At 50.3% G+C, this 21,651-nt stretch carries 21 protein-coding genes; 2 read left to right on the forward strand and 19 right to left on the reverse strand.

Translation table 11 applies throughout. The features are described 5' to 3' along the window. Positions 1-158: 158 nt before the first annotated feature. The 5 genes from B5D20_RS05885 to B5D20_RS05905 are packed head-to-tail and all read right to left on the reverse strand — an operon-like array spanning position 159 to position 6,133. On the reverse strand, positions 159-776 hold the full coding sequence (locus B5D20_RS05885) for a DUF3786 domain-containing protein (protein WP_078665304.1): 618 nt from the start codon (positions 774-776) through the stop codon (positions 159-161). A 23-nt stretch (positions 777-799) separates the two neighbouring features. Further along, the gene (locus B5D20_RS05890; protein ID WP_078665305.1) at positions 800-1,975 is read right to left on the reverse strand and encodes an MFS transporter; all 1,176 of its coding nucleotides are present in this window, start codon (positions 1,973-1,975) and stop codon (positions 800-802) included. A 27-nt stretch (positions 1,976-2,002) separates the two neighbouring features. Next, complete coding sequence (locus B5D20_RS05895) at positions 2,003-3,133, reverse strand: amidohydrolase (protein WP_375804186.1); 1,131 nt, start codon at positions 3,131-3,133, stop codon at positions 2,003-2,005. After that, positions 3,133-3,960, reverse strand: coding sequence for a hypothetical protein (locus tag B5D20_RS05900; protein ID WP_242946599.1), 828 nt, complete (start codon positions 3,958-3,960; stop codon positions 3,133-3,135). The genes B5D20_RS05895 and B5D20_RS05900 overlap by 1 nt, the downstream gene beginning before the upstream one ends. 13 nt (positions 3,961-3,973) lie before the next feature. Further along, positions 3,974-6,133 (reverse strand): Tex family protein, encoded by a 2,160-nt coding sequence (locus tag B5D20_RS05905; RefSeq protein WP_078665306.1) that lies wholly within the window; start codon positions 6,131-6,133, stop codon positions 3,974-3,976. A gap of 114 nt (positions 6,134-6,247) precedes the next feature. Between B5D20_RS05905 and B5D20_RS05910 the strand changes: the two genes are divergently transcribed. Further along, the gene (locus tag B5D20_RS05910; RefSeq protein WP_107754028.1) at positions 6,248-7,954 is read left to right on the forward strand and encodes a sigma-54 interaction domain-containing protein; all 1,707 of its coding nucleotides are present in this window, start codon (positions 6,248-6,250) and stop codon (positions 7,952-7,954) included. 22 nt (positions 7,955-7,976) lie between these two features. Here B5D20_RS05910 and B5D20_RS05915 read toward each other — a convergent pair whose 3' ends face one another. The 8 genes from B5D20_RS05915 to lpdA all read right to left on the reverse strand — a co-directional run bounded on the left by B5D20_RS05915 (position 7,977) and on the right by lpdA (position 15,444). Then, a complete protein-coding gene (locus B5D20_RS05915; RefSeq protein ID WP_078665308.1) occupies positions 7,977-8,678 on the reverse strand; it encodes a gamma-glutamyl-gamma-aminobutyrate hydrolase family protein in 702 nt (233 codons plus the stop codon). A 13-nt stretch (positions 8,679-8,691) separates the two neighbouring features. Continuing rightward, the gene (locus tag B5D20_RS05920; protein WP_078665309.1) at positions 8,692-9,627 is read right to left on the reverse strand and encodes a hypothetical protein; all 936 of its coding nucleotides are present in this window, start codon (positions 9,625-9,627) and stop codon (positions 8,692-8,694) included. 122 nt (positions 9,628-9,749) lie between these two features. Further along, a complete protein-coding gene (gene glnA / locus B5D20_RS05925; RefSeq protein ID WP_078665310.1) occupies positions 9,750-11,078 on the reverse strand; it encodes a type I glutamate--ammonia ligase in 1,329 nt (442 codons plus the stop codon). Between the two features lie 205 nt (positions 11,079-11,283). Beyond that, on the reverse strand, positions 11,284-11,859 hold the full coding sequence (locus tag B5D20_RS05930; RefSeq protein WP_078665311.1) for an ANTAR domain-containing response regulator: 576 nt from the start codon (positions 11,857-11,859) through the stop codon (positions 11,284-11,286). 74 nt (positions 11,860-11,933) lie between these two features. Beyond that, on the reverse strand, positions 11,934-12,284 hold the full coding sequence (locus tag B5D20_RS05935) for a type II toxin-antitoxin system PemK/MazF family toxin (protein ID WP_078665312.1): 351 nt from the start codon (positions 12,282-12,284) through the stop codon (positions 11,934-11,936). Positions 12,285-12,286: 2 nt separating this feature from the next. After that, positions 12,287-12,559 carry a CopG family ribbon-helix-helix protein gene (locus B5D20_RS05940; RefSeq protein ID WP_278307548.1) on the reverse strand — a complete coding sequence of 91 codons (273 nt, stop codon included), beginning with the start codon at positions 12,557-12,559 and terminating at the stop codon, positions 12,287-12,289. A gap of 133 nt (positions 12,560-12,692) precedes the next feature. Further along, positions 12,693-13,925, reverse strand: coding sequence for an RNA-guided endonuclease InsQ/TnpB family protein (locus tag B5D20_RS05945; RefSeq protein WP_078665314.1), 1,233 nt, complete (start codon positions 13,923-13,925; stop codon positions 12,693-12,695). Positions 13,926-14,064: 139 nt separating this feature from the next. Then, positions 14,065-15,444 (reverse strand): dihydrolipoyl dehydrogenase, encoded by a 1,380-nt coding sequence (lpdA, locus tag B5D20_RS05950; RefSeq protein ID WP_078665315.1) that lies wholly within the window; start codon positions 15,442-15,444, stop codon positions 14,065-14,067. Between the two features lie 209 nt (positions 15,445-15,653). Here lpdA and B5D20_RS05955 point away from each other — a divergent pair, with 209 nt between their 5' ends. Next, the gene (locus B5D20_RS05955; protein WP_078665316.1) at positions 15,654-16,028 is read left to right on the forward strand and encodes a hypothetical protein; all 375 of its coding nucleotides are present in this window, start codon (positions 15,654-15,656) and stop codon (positions 16,026-16,028) included. 44 nt (positions 16,029-16,072) lie between these two features. On the opposite strand, the gene B5D20_RS05960 is transcribed toward B5D20_RS05955, so the two are convergent. The 6 genes from B5D20_RS05960 to modB form a co-directional block, all read right to left on the reverse strand. Further along, positions 16,073-16,810, reverse strand: a complete 738-nt coding sequence (locus tag B5D20_RS05960; protein ID WP_078665317.1) for a GltB/FmdC/FwdC-like GXGXG domain-containing protein — start codon at positions 16,808-16,810, stop codon at positions 16,073-16,075. A 13-nt stretch (positions 16,811-16,823) separates the two neighbouring features. Then, positions 16,824-18,323, reverse strand: a complete 1,500-nt coding sequence (locus B5D20_RS05965; protein ID WP_078665318.1) for a glutamate synthase-related protein — start codon at positions 18,321-18,323, stop codon at positions 16,824-16,826. Continuing rightward, positions 18,323-19,420: a class II glutamine amidotransferase gene (locus tag B5D20_RS05970; RefSeq protein ID WP_078665319.1), complete on the reverse strand. Its 1,098-nt coding sequence runs from the start codon at positions 19,418-19,420 to the stop codon at positions 18,323-18,325. Before B5D20_RS05970 ends, B5D20_RS05965 begins: the two co-directional genes overlap by 1 nt. Before the next feature lie 106 nt (positions 19,421-19,526). Further along, entirely contained in the window at positions 19,527-20,342 is an 816-nt protein-coding gene (locus B5D20_RS05975; RefSeq protein WP_078665320.1) for a beta/alpha barrel domain-containing protein, read from the reverse strand. Next, on the reverse strand, positions 20,339-20,983 hold the full coding sequence (locus tag B5D20_RS05980) for an ATP-binding cassette domain-containing protein (protein WP_078665321.1): 645 nt from the start codon (positions 20,981-20,983) through the stop codon (positions 20,339-20,341). The genes B5D20_RS05975 and B5D20_RS05980 overlap by 4 nt, the downstream gene beginning before the upstream one ends. Further along, positions 20,931-21,650 (reverse strand): molybdate ABC transporter permease subunit, encoded by a 720-nt coding sequence (gene modB / locus B5D20_RS05985; protein ID WP_078665322.1) that lies wholly within the window; start codon positions 21,648-21,650, stop codon positions 20,931-20,933. The genes B5D20_RS05980 and modB overlap by 53 nt, the downstream gene beginning before the upstream one ends. Position 21,651: the final 1 nt, after the last annotated feature.

Genomic DNA, 21,651 nt, shown 5'->3' on the forward strand with positions numbered 1-21,651 from the left:
CTGTTCGTCGGGCCGGAGGTTTGCCGCCGACTTCCTTCAGATTCCACCTCACGGTGGACACCCTTGTCTTAAGCTACGGCTACTGCTACCTTCGCCGTTCGGGACTTTCACCCTATAGACAACGCCCATGCCGGGCGCACGAAAAAAGGAGTCTGCCATCAGACTCCTTTTATTATTAAGTCTTTAATTACATAACACAAAGCAGCCAGATCCTCAATATGCATCTGTGCTCCGGCAGACCGGTCAAAGAGAATCTGACAGGCTGGCGCAATCTCTTCATCACCTTCCCAGAACAGAACCCGCACCGGTACCCGCGGGGCAAACCAGCCCTCCAGGGTCAAATCGGCCCGGCCAGGGATAACGGCAAAGCCGGTACAATTCCCGGCCTCACGCCAAATTGTCCAGTTCACCTGTAAAAAGGCAGCCAGCTTATCCAGCACATCGCGTTTCAAAGCAGGGAAAAAAACATTCCCTTGAGGAAGATCCCGGTAGGACGCCCATTCTCCGCTTAAGGGCAAGGGCCGGGCAGAAGAAAGATAGTTAAGCAGAATCAATGACCACCACAGGGGGGGAGTCCCGGTGTCATCTGCAAAAACCATTTCCCCGCCCGGATAGGATACACGAAAACCGACCCCGAAACTGACCAGCTCAAAATAACCCTGATCCGTATTATACCGGTAACCGCTATTGGCCGCAATCGTATCTGGAGCTAACGCCTTTAATTTGGCCCGACTCCGGGCAAAAGCCGGACTATAGGCTCCTTCTCTGGACTTCATCCCCCTTACCCCCTACCTTTCGTTTAACCTATTTCCGCTACCCGCTCCAGTGCTGTAATCCTGTCGCTGCTAAAGATAATTACAGCAAAAATCAAAAGCGCCCCACTCCAGTAAGGCAGGTGCCGATGGATTCCATAAAGGGCACCGCCACTTAAAGGACCCAGTATCCGGCCCAGACTGGCAAAGGACTGCAATAAACCCATAGCTGCTCCCTGACTGCCCCGATTAGCTTTACTGGCCAGACTGGATGTGGTCGGACCCTGCAAAGATCCACCCACCATATTAACTGCCGTTCCCAAATACATCAGATATTTGCTGGCTGAAGCGATAATCAGCAATAAACCAGCACCCGATAGCCAGGTGCCAGCTTTAATCAGCCGGGCATCCCCCAGGCGCCGGGACAATCGCCCCAGCAGGCCTCCCTGGATTACTACCCCTATTAACCCGAGAAAGGTAAACATGGTCCCCATCTGTTTCGGCCCAAAACCGATTTTTTCCGCTGCCAGCAAAGCAAAGGTGGCTTCAAACATGGCCATGGTGAAATTCATAACAAATGCCAGTAGAAAGAGAACGAATAAGGGATGGCGTACCACCGCCCAGGACAGGCGGGTTTTGTCTTTTTCCACCTGCTTGGCTCCCGCTGGTAAGGATTCCGGCAAAAAAGTCCAGGCAAAGGGTATAAGCAATGTAGCCAATCCCCCTGCCACAAAAAAGGGCATACTGTAACTGTAATGGCCCAGCCAGCCTCCCAGGGCTGGTCCGAAAACCATCCCCAGCCCCATGGCTGCTCCTACAATTCCCATGCTTTTCGAACGTTCACTGCCTTCCGTTACATCCGCCAGATAGGCCATGGCTGTAGGCAATGTGGCGGAAGAAATCATTCCTGAAAGGGCCCGCACTGCGATCATCAACCAGAGGCTGTTGAGCAAACCGAAAAGAATAAAGGTCAGGGCATAACCACTTAAACCTATTAACAGAACAGGGCGCCGGCCAATCCGGTCGGATAAACGCCCCCAGAAGGGGGCAAAAAAGAATTGCATCACCGAATAGACAGACATAAACAGCCCAATGGCCGTAGAGCCACCACCAAGTTTTTTGATATAAAAAGGCATAATGGGAATAATTATCCCAAACCCTACCATCACCAGAAAAAGGATAGTGAACAAGATGGCTATTGAGTATACTGCCTTTTTTTGCATTACATATCTACTGCCTTTCTATACAATTTAAGTAACTCGTCCCTCGATAAATATCTTTAATGGCCTGGCCTCCAGCTCCAGCGGGAAGCGGTCCCAGATCACCATATCCGCATCCTTGCCTGCTTCCAGCGTCCCTACTCGATCGGCAATTCCCACTATCTCCGCCGCCCGACTGGTAATAGCCGCCAGAGCCTGCATGGGTTCCAGCCCCTCGCGGGCCACCAGAGCCGCTGAAAGATTGAGGTAATTGGCAGGAATTACCGGAGCATCAGTCATTAGCGCCACTGGTACTCCAGCATTATGAAGGATTTTGGCGGTTTCCGGCGTCTTATCCTTCAGTTCTACCTTGGCCCGGCTGGTAATAACTGGTCCTACAATAGCTGCTACCTGTTGCCGGGCCAACCAATCCGCAATTTTATGTCCTTCCGTGCAATGCTCAATTACAATCTTAACCCCGAACTCCCGGGCAATCCGAATGGCCGTTGCAATATCATCAGCCCGGTGAGCATGGGCCCGTAAAGGCATTTCTCCCTTGAGCACCCGGGCCAGGGCCTCCAGTTTTAAGTCCCGTTCCTTATCCTCCTTAGCCAGGTAGTTGGCTGCCTTTACCAGATTTTCCCGCAAGATTGCTGCTGTTCCCATCCGGGTAGACGGGGTGCGCTTTTGGGCCCCATAAACCTTTTTCGGGTTTTCCCCAAAAGCCACTTTTAGGCCAACCGGGCGAATAAGCATCTCATCCACCACCTGACCCCAGGTCTTTAAGGCTACCATTTCCCCGCCGATAACATTCCCGCTGCCCGGCCCTACCACTACAGTGGTTACACCGCCAGCCAGACAATCCTTGAATCCTACATCCTCGGGATTGATGGCATCAAGAGCGCGCAAATGAGGGGTCGCCGGGTCGGTCATTTCATTGACATCATCCCCCTCCACCTGGTAAATCTCCTCATAGATGCCAACATGACAATGAGCATCAATAAACCCGGGGAAAACATAGGCCCCAGCAGCATCGATAATCTCAGCTGATGGAGGAATGGCCACAGCTTCAGCTGCCCCTACTGCTGCTATTTTATCTCCCTCGATGAGAACTACTCCTGGTTTATATACCGGTCCGGCCATGGTAAAGACCTGACCGTTGACTATCGCTTTTATAGACATTAGTAAATCACTCCTGCCAAACGCACAATTTCCAGGCCCCTGGCTTCCAGTGCCGCACAGAGGCGGTTAATCCCGATGGAGTCACTGGCCATATGGCCGGCAACAATAACATTGCCGATATTTTGCTCCCTTACTGCTTTCAGGGCATCCTCCGGGCAATGCATGACTATCAGGGTGCCTACTCCTGCTTCAAAATAGGCCTTGAAAACATCGGGTCCTCCGGAAGTGCCTCCGGCCATTGCTACCCAGACCTTGCCGGCATAGGTTTGTTCTGAACCCACTCGAATCTGGGGCCGGGTAGCAGCCTTCTGGTATTCCGGCAATTCCAGCAAAGCGTCCACTACATCCTTGCAAGTAGCTTTAGGGTTACCGTTCAACTGCTCATCCAGATGCTTCTGTACCACCCGCTCTGTTACCAGATCGGCCGGCCAGTGAATATTGAGAAAGGGCATATTCAAAGCCTTTGCTGCTGAAGTTACCCGGTCATAATTGGTAACATGAGTACCGCGCTCTACTTCCTCTTTGCGTTTTTGCAAGGCCTTTTGTGCTTTATTGATAGGCACTCCTGCTGCTACCATGCGGTCGATCTGGCTATTCATCACCTGATGGAGCTCCAGCTTGGGGCTACCCGCCACGGGGTGGTGGCTTAATACTCCATCACACTTGAGCTCCCGGGCCAGCAGCAGCTCCGCCGTCTCCATATCAATCCCGACGGCCAGTTTGGTGATTTTTTCTCCAGGTACAATCACGCCCGAATCAGGCGGGACTTCCGTTAATCCAGCCAGTTCCAGTGCAACCTGCATAATCTCCTGGGTAGACAAAGCCATAGTTTTTTCCTCCTTACTGTTCCACATCTCGCAAACTGAGACCGATACGGCCTCTTTCCCGGTCAATGCTGATCACTTTAACTTTTAGAATATCTCCCACTTTGACCACTTCCAGCGGGTGTTTGATATAGCGGCTGGTGAGCCGGGAAATATGAATCAGGCCATCCTGCTTCACACCGATATCTACAAAAACGCCAAAATCAACGATATTGCGTACAGTTCCGGTGAGAATCATACCTTCTTGCAGATTGTCCAGGCTGGTCACATCCTGGCGGAAAATGGGCTTAGGTAAATCCTCCCGCGGGTCGCGCCCGGGTTTTTGCAAGGCCTCAAAAATATCCCGCACTGTCGGCACCCCCGCTCCCAGTTCCGCTGCTACCTGCTGCGGGTCCAGCTGAGCCAGAGCCTGGCTTAACGCCTTTAACCTTTCGGGTTGCCTCAAATCAGCAGGTTGAAAGCCGATTCGGGCCAGAATTTGCTCCGCCAGCCCGTAGGACTCCGGATGGACAGGAGTATTTTCCAGAGGGTTGTCCCCATCAGGAAGCCGTAAAAAACCGGCACATTGCACGAAAGTCGCTTGACCCAAACGGGGCACCTTCAACAGCTCGGCCCGGGTACGAAATTTGCCGTGCTGTTCCCGGTAGGCTACAATGTTTTTGGCTACATTGGTCTTGATGCCGGCTACATATTGCAGTAAAGCAAAAGAGGCTGTATTCAAATCTACCCCTACACTGTTTACAGCCGATTCCACTACCTGGCCCAGTACTTCCTCCAGCCGTTTGGGATTGACATCATGCTGGTATTGCCCGACGCCAATGGATTTGGGCTCGATTTTCACCAGCTCGGCCAGGGGATCCTGCAACCGGCGGGCAATAGAAACGGCGCTTCTCTGGGTCAGGTCAAAATCCGGGAACTCCTCCGCCGCCAGTTTGGAAGCAGAATAGACAGAAGCCCCGGCCTCTGAAACAATGCAGTATTGTACTGGCAGGGAATATTCCCGAATGGCTGCTGCTACCACCTGTTCAGTTTCCCGGGAAGCAGTGCCATTGCCAATGGCAATCAGGTCTACCCCGTGGTCCTGTACCAGCCTGGCCAGTTCAGCCCGGGCTTCGGCCTCCTGGCTCTGGGGCGGATGGGGATAGATCACTCCTATGGCCACTACTTTTCCCGTTTCATCCACCACCGCCAGTTTGCAGCCAGTGCGATAACCCGGGTCAATCCCCAGCACTTTTACATTGCGGACTGGTGGTTGTAAAAGGAGTTGTTTCAGGTTAGCACCAAAGACCTTGATCGCCTGTTCCTCCGCTTTTTCCGTCAGTTCCTGGCGCAGCTCCCGTTCAATAGATGGTGCCAGCAGGCGTTTATAGCTATCATTTAACATCTCGGTCAGCACTTCGGCAAAGGGTGAAGCTGAATCTTTGATAATTTGGCCCCTTAACCAGGCCAGAATAGGTCCTTCTTCCACCGCAATGCCCACCTTCAGCACTTCCTCCTTTTCTCCCCGGTTGATGGCCAGCACCCGGTGGGGCGGAATGGATTTCAGGGGTTCCTGATAATCAGCATACATATCAAAGGGGGTGATCCCTTCTTTTACTTTTTTGGCCTTAATATAGCCGTGGCGCCGGGTATATTCCCTTAAATACTGCCGGTATTCCGCCTGGTCGGAAACTTCTTCCGCCAGGATATCCAGGGCTCCGGCCAGGGCTGCTTCAGCGCTCTCCACTCCCAGGTCCGGGTTGACAAAAGCCTGAGCTGCTACTATTGGCGACCCCGCTGCCGGATCCTGGGCCCAGAGAATACGGGCCAGAGGCTCCAGCCCTTTCTCCCTGGCTACCGTCGCCCGCGTCCGCCGTTTGGGCCGGTAGGGGCGGTAAAGGTCCTCCACCTCCGACAGGCGGGTCGCCTGGCGAATGGCCGCTTCCAGCTCAGGAGTCAGTTGTTCCAGTTCCGCAATGTGGCGGATAACATCCTCTTTGCGTTTTTCCAGATTGCGCAGGTAATTAACCCGTTCCGCAATCATGCGGATCTGGTTTTCATCCAGTTCTCCTGTGGCTTCCTTGCGATAACGGGCAATAAAGGGCACTGTATTTTCCTCATCCAGTAATTTGATGGTATTCTCCACCTGCCAGGGTTTTAGCCCTAATTCAGCAGCAATTAGATTGGCAAACACCAACCAGCCCTCCTTTTTTCTTTCTGCCTCAGGTTAATTATAACAGAAAAGGCCGGCAGGGAAAAACCGGCCAGCAGCGAATATTAACACTAATGGGAGCAGATGGAGGGAGAAAAAATGAGCAAAATCGCCGAAAACATCATCCTTAACTCCATTCACAATCAAGTGCTGGGTATAGACCGGGAAGGCCGGGTGATTGTCTATAATAAATCCTGTGAACGGGTTTTTGGCTGGCCGATGGAAGAAGCCCTTGGCCGCCACATTTCCGAGGTAGTACCTAAAAGCGGTTTAATTAAGTGCATGGAAACCGGCAAACCCCATATCGGCCGTAAATTTTACTCTAATGGCGCTTTGTTTGTGGCCAATCGCACCCCCATTATTGACCAGAATGGGGAAATTGTCGGCGCCATCGGGGTGGCCCAGGAAATCACGGAATTACAGACCATCGCCGATGAACTGGAAAGCGTCAAGGAATTGAAAGGCATCCTGGAGACAATCCTGGAAGCCGGATACGAGGGGTTTATTGTTATCAATGAAAAAGGCCAGGTCATCATGATCAATAACGCCTTTGCTGAACTGGTCGGTATCAACCCTAATGAAGCCATTGGGTTGCACATTTCCCAGGTGGTAGAGAATACTAAGATGGATACCGTCCTGGAAACTGGCACCCCTCAGATAGGGGAAGTAATCAAGCTAAAAGGTCGGGAAATGGTGGTCACCCGCCACCCTATTATCCGCGATGGCAAAATTATCGGTGCGGTGGGTAAGGTAATTTTTAAAGATGTCAATCAATTAATTGCCCTGGCCGATAAAGTTCAATCTCTGCGGCGGGAGCTGGATTTTTACAAGGAGGAATTAAAGCGTTACCGAAGCATTCGTTACAGCCTGGATGACATCTGTGCCCAGAGTCCAAAAATGCACCAACTTAAAGAAACTATCCGCCGAGTAGCTCGCGGTCCTTCCACTGTCCTTATCCGTGGGGAAAGCGGGACAGGCAAGGAATTGATCGCCCATGCCATCCACCAGGAATCCCCTCGCCGCTCTGGACCTTTTATCAAAGTTAACTGTGCTGCTGTACCGGAAACCTTACTGGAATCAGAACTGTTTGGCTATGTAGATGGAGCCTTTACTGGCGCCCGCAAAGGCGGTCAGGCTGGTAAATTCGAATTAGCCAACGGGGGTACTATTTTCCTGGATGAAATCGGGGATATGCCTTTTGCCATGCAGGCCAAGCTGTTACGGGTATTACAGGAAAAGGAAATTGAGCGCCTGGGTGACAGCCGCCCCCGTAAAGTGGATATCCGCATCATTGCCGCCACTAACCGTAACCTGGAAGAGCTGATCGAACAGGGACAATTTCGTCAGGACCTCTACTATCGCCTGAATGTGGTTACCCTGAACGTACCGCCTTTACGGGAACGGAAAGAGGATATTCGCCTGCTGGTAGAACGATTTATTGAGAAATATAATAAACAGTTCGGCTTAAAAGTTACCCGCCTCTCTCCCCAGGTCTGGGATTTGTTCTTGACCTATCACTGGCCTGGAAATGTCAGGGAACTGGAAAATGTAATGGAACGAGCCTTCAATGTGGTAGAAGGACAGCAAATCGAGCTCAACCACCTGCCCCCCTATCTGCACCAGGGATCAGAAAAATCCGGCCTGGTAGATGGCACCCCATTACCGGAGTTACTGGCAAAAATCGAGGAAAAAGCCATCCGGGAAGCTCTGGAAATGTCAGGCGGCAATCGGGCCCAGGCTGCCAAACTGCTGGGAATCACCAGGGCCTGGCTCTATAACCGCCTGAAATACTATGGCATAGAATAAGGGGGTCCGGCAGGACACCCCCTTACTTTTTCGCCGCTTCCACCAGCGCGGTAAACAACTTTAATTGCAGGGGGTCTTTGGCCCACATGGCTTCCGGATGCCACTGGACCCCCAGCACAAACTTGTGGTTTTCACTTTCTACCCCTTCGATAACCCCATCAGCGGCCTGGGCAGTCACTTTCAAGCCATAGCCCACCTTATTCACCGCCTGATGGTGCATGCTGTTAACCCGCACTTCCCGGCTTTGTAAAATCCGACTCAATAAACTACCATTCTTGATACTAACTTTATGACTGGCATACCAGCGCGGTGCTTCCTGGCGGTGTTTCAACACCCTGTCCAGCTGGCTATTGATATCCTGATACAGGGTCCCGCCCATGGCTACATTTAATACTTGCATACCCCTGCAGATAGCCAGAATGGCCAGATCTGCCTTCAAGGCCTGTTTGGTCAGTTCCAGTTCAAACAAATCCCGCTCTGGAGTAATCTCCCCCAGCCCCGGTACGGGTTCCTCATCAAAGAAAGCCGGATCCAGGTCACCTCCGCCACTTAAAATCAGGCCGTCCAGCATGTGTAAAATCTGTCCCGCGCATTCAGTACAGGCTGCCGGCAAAATTACCGGCATGCCGCCAGCCGCTTCCACCGCCCGAGCATAATCCACGTTCAGGGAATGGACTGTGCCATTATTAATCAAGTTACAGGTAATGCCAATAATCGGGCGCATCGCGGCCCCCTCCTTAAAATTCCAGTTTCTCATTCACTTCCAGACCGCCTTTGTTGATTACCAGTTCCAGTTTAATACTGCGGGCATTATCAGTAAAAACAGTACGGCCTAAGGGCAATATGAGCTGCCCTTCCTCCAGCTTCGGGGTCAGGGTCATAGTCTCACCCCGATCATTGGTGGCCGTTGCCGCAACTACCTCCAGCTCTGCTCCTTCTGTTTTCGCCGCCAGAATCACCGTGCCAGTGGCATAGTCAATGGTTTTCAGTTGCCAGACCTGGCCATCGATGGTCTGGGGCTGAGCCTGCTGGTCACTCAATTCGATATTGCCATTATCATCCTTGCTGTTAGTCATCCAGCCCAGCCATTCCACCTGCCAGGAAAATTTCTGCTGTTCAGTAGGTACTTCCATTCGCTTTAACATTAGAGCCGTGGGCAAGGTCTTCCCATCAGCAGCTACTGCCCAGAGAAACTGGTACTGACCTGGCCCGGTCTTATTCAGCTGGCTCACCTGGGAATGGCCGGTTACCTCTTCTTGCCCTTTCAAGAAGACAAACTCCATACCCTTTAATTCAGTATATTCCGGCTTTAATGTGATTGTTCCCTTGACTACATGCCCGAATTTTTCACCATAGATGGGATTGTCAGTGCTATTAAGGGAAACTTCAGAGATAGTAATATTTCCCACAGGGGTCGTGATAGTTTTCTCTAATTTCAGTACTTTGCTATCCATTTTTTCCTTATCTTCTTTTACTACCGGCTGTGTCTGAACCACCTGGGCCGGTTTGGTCCAAACGGGAGTCTTCACACCCTCCACTTTAGGAACTGGACTGGTACTATAAAAAATTGCGTGTCCGGCCAGACTTAATAAGGCCAGCAAAACTAACCCCGGAACCAGCCCTCCCTCTGCTTTTTGTTTTAATTGCAGTTCCTCCCCTTGACACTGGGCCATAGGCTCCATCCCCCCTAAAACCTTTACTATTTACTAAATATTCGCTCTTCTTCAATTAATTCCTGCCGTAACAATCAAAAAAGCCTTTGCCGGACTGGCAAAGGCCTTTCTGTTTTTAGTTTTTAGTAACGAGCCAGATAGTTGTCCAGTTCCCACTGGGTAACCTTGGTGCGGTAGTCATCCCATTCAGCAGTTTTGGCTTCCACATACTTGCTGAAAATGTGTTCACCCAGAGCTTCCCGGACCAGCTCGCTCTTTTTCATTTCTTCCAGCGCTTCTTGCAAGGAGCCGGGCAGGCTGGCAATACCTTCAGCAATTCTTTCTTCCTCGGTCATATCGTAGATATTGCGATTAGTAGGAGCCGGAGGCTCAATCTTGTTGAGAATACCATCCAGACCAGCAGCCAGAATCACAGTCAGAGCCAGGTAGGGGTTGCAGGCCGGGTCTGGGTTTCTCAGCTCAATCCGGGTGGACATGCCCCGTTTGGCCGGAATCCGAATGAGCGGACTGCGGTTTTTGGGAGACCAGGCTACATAGACAGGGGCCTCATAGCCCGGCACCAGCCGCTTGTAGGAGTTGACCAGCGGGTTGGTGATGGCCGCAATGGAACGGGCATGCTTAACAATACCACCGATAAAGTACATAGCATCCTTGCTCAGCTGGTACTCCCCATTGGGATCGAAGAAAGCATTCTGCCCGTTTTTGAACAGGGAGACATTGGTATGCATACCGGAACCGTTAATGCCAAAAACAGGTTTCGGCATAAAGGTGGCATGCAGATTGTGCATTTGAGCGATTGTGCGCACTACAGTCTTGAAAGTTACAATATTGTCTGCAGTCCGCAAAGCATCAGCGTATTTGAAGTCAATTTCATGCTGGCCTTCAGCCACTTCGTGGTGAGAAGCTTCGATTTCAAAGCCCATTTTTTCCAGGGTCAGAACCATATCCCGGCGGGCATTTTCACCCATGTCAACAGGAGCCAGGTCAAAATAACCGCCTTCATCATGAGTAATAGTAGTAGGTTTGCCCTTTTCATCCTTATGGAAAAGGAAAAATTCACATTCGGGACCCACATTCATGGTATAACCCAGTTCAGCGGCTTTAGCCAGCATCCGCTTCAGGGTACCGCGAGGACAACCGTCAAAGGGCTTGCCTTCAGGAGTATATACATCGCAGATCAAGCGGGCCACTGCACCATCCTGAGGCCGCCAGGGCAGAACCAGGAAAGTATCATAGTCAGGCTTTAAATACATGTCGGATTCTTCAATCCGCACAAACCCTTCGATGGAAGAGCCATCAAACATCATTTCCCCATCCAGGGCCTTTTCCAGCTGTTCAACAGTGATAGCCACATTTTTGACAGTGCCCAGAATGTCCACAAATTGCAGGCGGACAAACTTCACATTGTTTTCCTGGGCCAAACGCAGTACATCTTCTTTGGTTAATGCCATTTTTCCACACACCTTCCTTTACTATAATAAATATACAAAAAATACAAAACGCCTTCAGGACACACCAACATAATATTGCCGGTGAACCCAAAGGCGCCATTGCCCTAACCAAGATACCCCTTTGTATCTTGCCCAGTATTTAATTACATTATCAGTATAACATGCAGGGTAAATGTTGACAAGAGGTTTAAAAATGTATACAGGATTATTCAGCAAAAGCCAGAATTATAGCTCTGGCTACTTCTGCCTTGGTTTGACGTTTGTCCATAGCCAGTTTTTGAATATAGCGATAAGCCTGTTCCTCTGTCATCTGACGGTACTTAATCAGCATGGCCTTAGCCTGATCCAGCAATTTACGGGTTTCCAGGTCGTCTTTTAAAGACTGAATCTCCCGGATCAGCTCCTGACTCTGACGAAAGCGGGCCAGAGCCAGGTCCACTGCCGGCAGCAAATTCAGTTCATTTACCGGCTTCAATAAATAGGAGACAGCCCAGCTGGTCTGTACTATTGTTCGCAGCTCCTCTGCTTGAGAATAATTGGCCAGTACCAGTACAGGGGCCAGCCGTTCCTGGTCCAGAATGCGCACCAGTTCCAAATAAGGCAAGCCAGGCAAATTGGTAGCCAGTACCACCAGATCTGGCTGAGTAGCCCGGGCCAGGGTCAAAGCCGTGGCACTGTCACTGGCCTCCCCAATAACAATAAAGCCAGCCCGGCTTAAAATTTCCTTGATTTTATTTCTGGTTCTGCCATCTTTTTCAGCTACCACTGTGCGCAACTGCACCGTTCTTTCCTCCTCTCCACTCCTTTATTTTAGCAGAAAAGCCTGCCCCTGAACAGGGCAGGCTTTCTCTCCTGCTATATTTCTTCCAACCCCAGGCTGATAGCAATAGCCCGGTTAACTTTTTCCATGATCTCCTCATCCAGAGTACTAACTTTCTCCCTCAGCCGGCTTTTATCGATGGTGCGAATCTGTTCCAGCAATATCACAGAATCCTTTTCCAGACCGCTGATTTTAGCTTTAATCTCCACATGGGTGGGGAGTTTGGCTTTACTGATCTGGGAAGTAATGGCCGCCACTATGGTGGTGGGACTATGCTGGTTGCCAATATCATTTTGCAGGACCAGAACTGGTCGAGTTCCGCCCTGTTCTGAGCCCACCACCGGGCTAAGCTCTGCGTAAAAGATATCACCGCGGCGAATCCGCATACTTATTCCCCCTCTGCCGCTTGCCACAGGGGAAGGGTTCCATCGACCTCCAGGCCCATATACTCGTTAGCCAGAGACAGGTTAATCGGGGCCATTTCCATATAGCCGCGGATCATTTGCTCCCTGATCTGCCGTTTTTTTCGTTCTGCTATATAGTGCTGGACAGCTTCACGAAATAACTGGCTGCGGTTCAGTTTTTCCGCTGAAGCCAGACCATCCACCTCAGCCAGCAATTGATCGGGCAGGCTGATCATCACCCTTCTGGATTCAGCCAAGCTCCACACCCCCTGTTAGGTTCATACCGTATATCAAGAGACCATGCTTTATTATATACGCCTACCATAGTATTGTCAATATTGGCAGACCCTATACAGTGACGTCCTCCCCTCAATAAATTGAGGGGCATCCTTAAGCGGATGCACGCAGGTTTTTATCCCCGCGCTTTGGTTCGTGGACTCCGTGCCATCCCAAACGGAACGACAGGACCACGAGCCGCGCCACACGGCCACTACTCCCCTTTATGGGAGATACCTTGTACTTCTTCTCGAAAATGTTCAAGGCCCCGTTCACGTCCGCCTGCGCCCTCCAGCCGCAGGAACACTCGTATAACCCCCGGCTTTTCCGGTTGGAGGACAAGACGCGCCCGCAGACGTGGCAAGTGACTGACGTACCTCTCTCATTCACGTCGTCCCGGACCACAATCCCCGCCAAAGCACCCTTGTACTTGAGCATGTTGATGAGCTTCCGGTACGGCCAGGCGTGCAGACGTTGGTTCAGCTGGTCCCCATAGTCGGTGCTTTCACGGATACCGTTGATGTCACCTATGGCTATCTCCTTCACGCCCCGCCGCACACACTCTGCAATGAAGTGGGACGTGGCTACGTGCAGTAACTGTTCTACCTGCTTCTTCTCCCGGTGCGCTACCTGTCCCCATCTCCGGGAATTCCGTTGAAGGCTGGCCCGTACCTTCTGCCAGTACCGCCTTATGGCCTTGACTAGCCTGCCGGAGTAAAGCGTTACCGTGCCATCGCCAAAGGCGCAGGCCATAAGGACCGTCTCCCCGAGGTCCACCGCTACTCTCTCCGTCCCGCTATTTTCACGGGCCTTAACCTCCACCACCAGACGGGCCTCTATCTGCCCGGAAATCTTGTCGTAGGTGATGGAAAGCTCCCGCACCCGGTCGTACTCAATACCAGGACGGTGAGATATGCGGAAAGAAACCTGTTTTACACCATCTTCCCGGCTGGTGCCCAGACTCAGAGTGACTCTGTTTTTATCTACCCTGAACCCGCTTTGGACATATTTGAGCGGAGAAAGATAATTTTTATGGCGGAAGCCGGGAGCCTTGTGTTGTGTGAGACCCTTTTTCTTGAGAGCAAAGAAAGACCTATATGCTTCCCGTACCTCATCACGGGTGAGCTGGACTGACATCGAGTAATACCCTTTGACCCTGGGTAGCTCCTTTAAGATGCGGTTGAGGTTCTTTCGAGAAATATTTACTTTCCCGTTTTCTTTGTACTCTTCCCGCAGGTGCCACAGGAGGCCGTTGTAGACCTTGGTGGCACAGAACATGGCGTCTTTTAGAACAGCTTCGGTCTGAGAATCTGCGTGGACCTGCGCCTTGAGAGTGATTAAAGGCATCCAATTACCTCCTGGTTTTCGTCTTTATACCATTATGATAACATAACATGAAATTTCTGTAAATATCAGAGTGAGGGGGTCCGTGTATCCCCTCAATGAATTGAGGGGGATTACTGCCCCCTCGCGCTCCCCCATTACTCTAAATATGGATGGCCAGGTCATGGGCTACCTCTGCTGCCTCCAGCATAGCTTCCGCCAGGGTGGGGTGAGCATGAACTGTGCGGGTAATCCCCGCAAGTCCCAAACGGTTGACCAGGGCCAGAGTTCCCTCAGCGATCAGGTCGCTGGCGTGGGGCCCTATAATATGCCAGCCCAGAATTTCCCCGCTTTCCGCCTCAATAACGATTTTGACAAATCCCTCAGTTTCCCCCATGGCCTGGGCTTTACCAATAGCCATAAAGGGAAATTTGGCAGTTTTAACTTTATATCCTCTGGCTTCTGCTTCCAGGGCAGTCAAACCCACCGTGGCAATTTCCGGTCGGGTAAAAATACAGGCTGGAACCTCTTCCACTTTGAGGGGCGGCAGTTCCTTGCCCAGGATATGGGCTACTGCTACCAGGCCCTGATAACTGGCTACATGGGCCAGCTGCAGTTTGCCGGTAATATCCCCGATAGCATATATACCCGGCACGCTGGTACATCCATATTCGTCTACCAGCACCTCTCCTCTTTCTCCCAAAGCTACTCCTAAATTCTCCAGGCCAATACCTCTGGTATTGAGCTGACGACCAATCGAAATCAAAACCAGGTCAGCCGCTACTTTTTCCCCGTTGGACAAAGTAAGAGTAATTTCCTCCCCCTTTTCCACCTGTTCCACTTTAACCCCGGCTTTGACACTGATGCCAGCTTTACGGAAGATAACTCCCAGTTGACGGCTGATTTCCGGATCCACTGTGGGCAGAATGGATTTCATAGCTTCGATTACCGTAACTTCACTGCCCATTTCCCGGAAAATCGAGGCAAATTCACAGCCGATAACACCGCCACCGATAATCGCCAGGCGCCTGGGAATCTCCATCAGATTCAAAGCCTCATTACTGGTGATTACCCGCTGGCCATCATAACCCAGGTCTGTAATCAGTGCCGGTTCGGAACCTGTAGCCAGTATGATGTTTTGTCCTGTCAGTACCAGCTCTTCTCCTTCTGGTGTATTTACCGTGACCTGGTTAGTTCCCGTTAAACGTCCAGTTCCTTTTACCAGGGTAATTTTATTCTTTTTGAACAGGAAGTGAATTCCCTTTACCAGCCGTGCTACCACCTGATTTTTACGATTTAAAATCTTTTCCCATTGGATCTGAACCGGCCCGGTCTCGAGTCCCCAATCAGCTGCTTCCTTTAACTGGGCCATCCTCCCTGCCGCCGCAGTAAACACTTTGGTGGGAATACAGCCCCGGTTCAAACAGGTACCTCCCAGTTCTTCTTTTTCCACCACTGCTACCCTGGCTCCCCACTGAGCCGCCCGGATAGCAGCTACATACCCACCAGGACCACCGCCTAAAATGACAATGTCGTAATGCATACTGTTACCTCCCTGTCTTGTCTTCCTATGGTGGACCACCTCTATTATTGTACCTGAAAATACTGACAAATGCTATCCTCATATTGTTTATTGCTATGGCCCAAGTGCCACCAAATAGGTAAAAATTAGACAAATTAACCAGCCCACTTGTTCTGACAACAACATAAATTAATACAGGTATAAAGGGAAAACAAGGAGGAATAAGGAAAATGACTAATGAAGGACATAATTACCTCACCTTATCAACCGGGGTAGTTAGAAAAGATGCCTCCACTACTCAGGTCCGCATCAATTCCGTGAACCTGGACCCTGATGATCAGCGACAAATAACTATCCAGGTTTTTGACTGGACCACAGGCAGTCCCACCCAAATCGGCACAGATATTAATGTAACCCTCGATCCCAATAAATCGGACAGCTCGACTGTAGCTTTGTTAGTCACCGTTACCGATTATGAAATCAGAGTTAAAGTTCCCAATGATGAAGATGTCATTGTCAATACCTTTGGCGAAACTGCCTTAGGGGCTATGATTGGTGCTAACACTGTTTTGTTTAAAGATCTGGTTAAACTAAGCCTGGTATAATGTAAAAAGGAGGGCACTTTAGCGCCCTCCTTGTTGATTTTCCTTTATCCCACATATAATTGCCCGTAAGGCCGGGTAGAAACCGGGCGAAGTTTAAAGAACTGCTCTGCCATAATTGTATCCAGTTCCAGGCTGAAGTCCTGACAGTACTCAGCTAGAATTGCCCGCAATAATTGTAGGTCTTCAGTATCAGCTGGAAAAATGCTGCACTCTCTGCCCAGTTGAGCAGGATCCACTTCTCCCCGCAGATAGATGATTCCACCGTGCATGCCTGTACCAACCAGTTCCCCTACCAGAGGCTGGTTAGGCTGTCGGTCCAGTCCCAGCACAACCAGGATGCCTCCAGCCATATATTCCCCCAGAAAATCACCTGCTGTGCCTCCGATCACCATTACCGGCCGCTGCTGCTGGTATTCCTTCATGTGGATACCTACCCGGTAGCCCACACTGCCGCGGATGAAAAGTTTGCCTCCCCGCATGGCATAGCCGAGAACATCCCCGGCCTGACCATGGATGATAATTTTACCCGCATTCATGGTGTTGCCGATGGCATCCTGGCCATTGCCGTGGACGATGATGGTAGGACCATCCAGAAAGGCCCCCAGATCAGACCCCGGGGTTCCCTGGACGGTGATGGTTAAATCAGCACTGATACCGGTCCCAAGATAGCGCTGACCATTGATATTTTCCAGCAAAAATTCCCGTTCTCCTGCCGCCACCTGGGCTTTTAGCCACTGGTTCAAGTCTTTATAGTGCATTCCTTTTCCATTCAGTTTCTGCATTCCCTGTCCCCCCTTAGCGGCCGGCATGTTTGATGCCCAGAATTTCCATTTCTTCCGCAGTCAAACCCACAGCCCGCAGCCGTTCCCGACTGCCCCGCAGGCTTTCTACGGCATTGACGCCCATCGCCCCTAGAATTTCCTTGATTTCCAGGGACCAGCCGCGAATCAGATTGGTCAGCTGTTCCGCTCCCCACTCCGGATCCAGCCGTCTGGTCAGGTTGGGGTCCTGGGTAGCAATACCCCAGGCACAACGACCGGAATAGCATTTCTGGCACATGGTACAGCCCAGAGCAATCAAGGCAGCAGTACCGATCATGACGGCATCAGCCCCTAAGGCCAGGGCCTTGACCACATCGGCACTGTGGCGAATCCCCCCCCCGGCGATAATGCTGACCCGGTTGCGGATTCCTTCCTGGCGCAAACGATCATCAACAGCAGCCAGAGCCAGTTCAATAGGGATGCCGACATGGTCCCGAATCATGGCCGGCGTGGCCCCGGTACCGCCCCGAAAGCCATCGATAGTGATAACATCGGCTCCAGCCCGGGCTATGCCGCTGGCGATAGCAGCCACATTGTGAACAGCGGCGATTTTAACCGCTACCGGTTTGCTGTAATTGGTAGCCTCTTTGATGGCAGTAATCAGCTGGGCCAGGTCCTCAATGGAGTAGATATCATGGTGAGGGGCCGGTGAGATGGCATCTGAACCCACAGGTATCATGCGGGTGCGAGAGACTTCCCCATCCACTTTCTCCCCGGGTAAATGGCCGCCAATACCGGGCTTGGCCCCCTGACCCACCTTGATTTCCACCATGGCAGCCTGGTTGAGATATTCCGGGGTAACGCCAAAACGCCCGGAAGCCACCTGCACAATAGTATTCTGCCCATACTGATACAACTCAGGATGCAATCCGCCCTCTCCGGTATTATAAAGGATCCCGGCTACCGCTGCTGCTTTGGCCAGGGCCCGGTGAGCATTCAGGCTAATGGCACCAAAGGACATAGCTGCAAATACCAGAGGTGTTTCCAGCTTGATCTGCGGCGGCAGCGGCTCTGCCAGCCGGTAACCACCAGGCCCTTCCACCACCTTGATGCCATCGGGGCGAGAACCCAGATAAGTGCGCAATTCCATGGGTTCCCGCAAGGGGTCCAGGGAAGGATTGGTTACCTGACAGGCATCTAAGGCAATGTGATCAAAATAGTTTTTCCAGGGCTTGTCATTGCCTGTGGCAGTCAGCAGCTTGGCGCCCGTAGCCGCCTGTTTTTTCACATTATTGATTACCCGGGGTTGCCAGTGGGCATTCTCCTTGAAAACCGCCGGGTTTTGTGTAATATAAATACAATCCTCCGGACAGACGAACATACAACGGCGACAGGCCACGCAGTCCCGGTGTTTGGCTACCACCCGGTCCTGCCAGGACAGGGCCCCGAAGGAACATTCCCTGACACAGCGCTGACAGCGGCGGCAGCGGTCATGTTCGATAACTACCCGAAATTCTGCTGCAATGCTTTTCATCAGACCTCTACCCCCTCTTCCAGTTCTACCAGTACCGGTTCGCCACCTCTGGGGGCCCAGACCCGATCGGGAGCCGGGCAAATTTCCCGAATAGCACTTTCCTCACTGGCCAGGAAGAACAGATCATCCTTTTCTGCCGCTACCATGGGCCGGAGTTTAATGCGGTCAGACAGTCCCAGCATGCCCCGGCTGTGGCCCAGAATAATGCTGAAGGGGCCGTTAAGAAGAGCCGAACCATAGACCTGACGGATAGCTGTAATCAGCTCTTTTTCATCCGCTGGCAAGCGGTCAATTTTATGCCAGAATTCAGGTGCCACCGCTTTGGCCGCAATGGCAAATGGCAGTTTCTGTCTTCTCACCATCAGGTCGAAGATATATGTTACTACTTCTGTATCGGTTTGTAAATTGCATTTATAGCCAAACATCTCCAGATAGCGTTTATTAATGCCATAGCTGGTGATTTCCCCATTATGAACTACCGACCAGTCCAGCAGGCAAAAGGGATGGGCCCCACCCCACCAGCCGGGAGTATTGGTGGGGAAACGGCCATGGGCAGTCCAGAGATAGGCTTCATATTCTTCCAGCCGGTAGAAGCGGCCGATATCTTCCGGGTAGCCGACCCCCTTGAATGCTCCCATGTTTTTGCCGGAAGAAGCCACAAAGGCACCGTCGATCTGGTTATTGATATACATAACCACATCTACTACAAAATCCCTCTCATCTTTCAGGAAGCCGTTAACATTCAGCGCCTCTGGCCGCACCCGCAGAAAATAACGCCACAAAATCGGGCTTTCCCCGATTTGGGGCAAAGGCCGGGTGGGAAGAGGTTCCGAACCATCAATGAAAAAATATTCCCGAATATACATTTCGGTATTGATTTTCGCTGTTTCTGAGTGATACATCATATGGAAAGCATAATGGTCCTTATATTGCGGATAAATGCCGTAGGCTGCAAAGCCGCCGCCCAGTCCGTTGGAGCGATCATGCATCAGGGCAATGGATTGGATTATTGCCTCTCCGTTCATGCGCCGGCCTTTCCGGCTCATGATCCCACTGATAGCACAGCCTGATGGAATGCGTGGTCTAATTCCCAGCATGCTTCTCACCTACCTATTGTACAAATTATAAAAATGATAGGTTTTATTATAACATTGAAGGAAAGTTTATGTCTATGAACGCAATGTATGAATACAGTATATATTTCTAACAGGCTGCCAGACATTTTTTGGCTTTTTCTATAACATAGTTTTCTAGATGGTCGACTGTCTGCCAGTCAATTTCCAAATGTTCCTTATTAATTTCAACCAGTACCCGTAGAAATTGGCCCAGACTTGTATTCCCAGCCCTTTCTCCTAAACCGCCAGCCGTTGTGTTAATCCATAATGCGCCGGCTTTGTATGCGGCTAAAGCGTTGGCTGTTGCCAGACCAAAATCATTGTGGCCGTGAAACTCAATGGGTATAGAAACTTTTCCTCTTAAAAAATGGATCATTTCAAAAGTTCGAAAAGGGTCTAAGATGCCTACAGTATCGGCCACTCTTAACCTGGTAGCCCCAAGTTTTTCTGCTTCCTGGGCTAATTGGGTTAAAAAAAACAGGTCGGCGCGTGAAGCATCTTCAGCACCGACACTAAACTGGCATCCCTGTTGTCTGGCAAAAGACAATACTTCCCGCAACTGACCTAATACCCAGTGGCGATCTTTTTGTAATTTATAACGAATCTGAATATCCGAGGCAGGGACAGAAATGTGTATCAATTTAAAACCACATTGTATAGATTGCAAAATATCACATTTTCTGGCCCGGTTCCAGGTAATGAGTTTGGCCTTTAAATTTATTTCTGCTAATTTTTTCAATGAGCGCTGTTCAATTTCCCCCATTGCCGGAATCCCTGCCTCAATAAAATCTACACCTATCGCATCCAGCCATCTGGCTATCAATATTTTATCTTCAATCCCAAAAACTACACCTGCTGCCTGTTCCCCATCTCTCAAGGTAGTATCAATAATCTTCAGTGTCATGCTAACCGCCCCCAGATTTGTTGGCCTTTTTCCAGCAGAAGCATTTTATCAGCCAGATATTCCCCTTCCTGCAGGTCGTGAGTAACTACAATCATAGGAATCTGCCAGCGTTTTTGCATTTGTTTCAATTCCCGTTGTATAGTTTTTCTTAAATCCCAATCCAGTGCTGACATTGGTTCATCCATTAACAATAAATCAGGAGCCGAGACTAAAGCCCGTGCCAGTGCCACTCTTTGCTTTTCTCCCCCTGATATGCTGCCCGGGTAACTAGTTAACAAAGGTCTGATTCTTAAGATATCAATTATTTCATCGAAATCCACCGTGGTTTTTCCTTTCCGCCTCATACCGTACAGGATATTTTCTTTCACCGATAGATGAGGAAAAAGGGCAAACTCTTGAAAAACAAACCCGATCCCCCGTTTTCTCACCGGTAACTGCAACCCTTGTTTATGAGAATAAAAAATCTTTTCTCCAAACTTAATTAAACCTTTCTCCGGAGTGACCATACCAGCGATACAGTGCAAAATCGTACTCTTACCTGCACCAGAAGGACCATAAATGACCAAAACCTCATTAGTGATTTGAAAGTTAACGTTCAAATCGTACATAGGCATTTTTTTGTAAAAATTGGCCTGCAACATCCTTATCCTCCATCCTGTATTGTTTTTTAATCAATGGAATCCATGAATTTAAACTATAAATTAAACAGAAACAAATTAATACTAAAATGCTAACCAGCATACCAGCTTTCTGCCAGTTCCCTTCCTCCACTGCATAATATACTGCTGTAGCAAGGGTTTGGGTTTGTCCGGGAATATTGCCAGCAATCATTAATGTGGCTCCAAACTCCCCCAGTGCTCTGGCTAAACCCATAATCAGTCCCGAAACAATCCCTGGCCAGGCAAGGGGTAAAGTAATAGTCCAAAAAACTCGCCATTCCCCTGCCCCCAAACTCCTGGCTGCCATTTCCAGCTGTTCATCAATAGCGTCAAAACTATAGCGCATACTCTGATAAATAATGGGAAAAGCAACTATCGTCGCTGCCAGGAATGCACCTAACCAGGTAAATACTATCTGGATATTCAGCACTTCTTTTAGCCAATGTCCCAGCAACAACAGCCCAAAACCTACTACGGAAGGAGGTAAAACCAGCGGTAAAATAAAGATGCTTTCCCAGATTTGTTTTAAATAAATTTTTCTTTTACTCATTATCCAGGCCAATGGTATTGTCAGCAACAAATTTATTCCTACTGCCAGAAGGGCAATTTTTAAAGATAATAACAACGGACTCCAATCAATAGTATTCATC

The sequence above is a fragment of the Carboxydocella sporoproducens DSM 16521 genome, from assembly GCF_900167165.1.
In the GTDB taxonomy this organism is placed as follows: domain Bacteria; phylum Bacillota.

Excerpts from the sequence above, each read along its gene's own strand:
- B5D20_RS05965 (WP_078665318.1), bottom strand. The coding sequence starts at position 18,323 with ATGAAAAGCATTGCAGCAGAATTTCGGGTAGTTATCGAACATGACCGC.
- B5D20_RS05900 (WP_242946599.1), bottom strand. The coding sequence starts at position 3,960 with ATGGCTTTGTCTACCCAGGAGATTATGCAGGTTGCACTGGAACTGGCT.
- glnA (WP_078665310.1), bottom strand. The coding sequence starts at position 11,078 with ATGGCATTAACCAAAGAAGATGTACTGCGTTTGGCCCAGGAAAACAAT.
- B5D20_RS05915 (WP_078665308.1), bottom strand. The coding sequence starts at position 8,678 with ATGCGCCCGATTATTGGCATTACCTGTAACTTGATTAATAATGGCACA.
- B5D20_RS05980 (WP_078665321.1), bottom strand. The coding sequence starts at position 20,983 with ATGTTGCAGGCCAATTTTTACAAAAAAATGCCTATGTACGATTTGAAC.
- B5D20_RS05910 (WP_107754028.1), top strand. The coding sequence starts at position 6,248 with ATGAGCAAAATCGCCGAAAACATCATCCTTAACTCCATTCACAATCAA.
- B5D20_RS05895 (WP_375804186.1), bottom strand. The coding sequence starts at position 3,133 with ATGTCTATAAAAGCGATAGTCAACGGTCAGGTCTTTACCATGGCCGGA.
- B5D20_RS05960 (WP_078665317.1), bottom strand. The coding sequence starts at position 16,810 with ATGCAGAAACTGAATGGAAAAGGAATGCACTATAAAGACTTGAACCAG.
- B5D20_RS05955 (WP_078665316.1), top strand. The coding sequence starts at position 15,654 with ATGACTAATGAAGGACATAATTACCTCACCTTATCAACCGGGGTAGTT.
- modB (WP_078665322.1), bottom strand. The coding sequence starts at position 21,650 with ATGAATACTATTGATTGGAGTCCGTTGTTATTATCTTTAAAAATTGCC.
- B5D20_RS05945 (WP_078665314.1), bottom strand. The coding sequence starts at position 13,925 with ATGCCTTTAATCACTCTCAAGGCGCAGGTCCACGCAGATTCTCAGACC.
- B5D20_RS05890 (WP_078665305.1), bottom strand. The coding sequence starts at position 1,975 with ATGCAAAAAAAGGCAGTATACTCAATAGCCATCTTGTTCACTATCCTT.
- B5D20_RS05885 (WP_078665304.1), bottom strand. The coding sequence starts at position 776 with ATGAAGTCCAGAGAAGGAGCCTATAGTCCGGCTTTTGCCCGGAGTCGG.
- B5D20_RS05975 (WP_078665320.1), bottom strand. The coding sequence starts at position 20,342 with ATGACACTGAAGATTATTGATACTACCTTGAGAGATGGGGAACAGGCA.
- lpdA (WP_078665315.1), bottom strand. The coding sequence starts at position 15,444 with ATGCATTACGACATTGTCATTTTAGGCGGTGGTCCTGGTGGGTATGTA.
- B5D20_RS05935 (WP_078665312.1), bottom strand. The coding sequence starts at position 12,284 with ATGCGGATTCGCCGCGGTGATATCTTTTACGCAGAGCTTAGCCCGGTG.
- B5D20_RS05920 (WP_078665309.1), bottom strand. The coding sequence starts at position 9,627 with ATGGCCCAGTGTCAAGGGGAGGAACTGCAATTAAAACAAAAAGCAGAG.
- B5D20_RS05970 (WP_078665319.1), bottom strand. The coding sequence starts at position 19,420 with ATGCTGGGAATTAGACCACGCATTCCATCAGGCTGTGCTATCAGTGGG.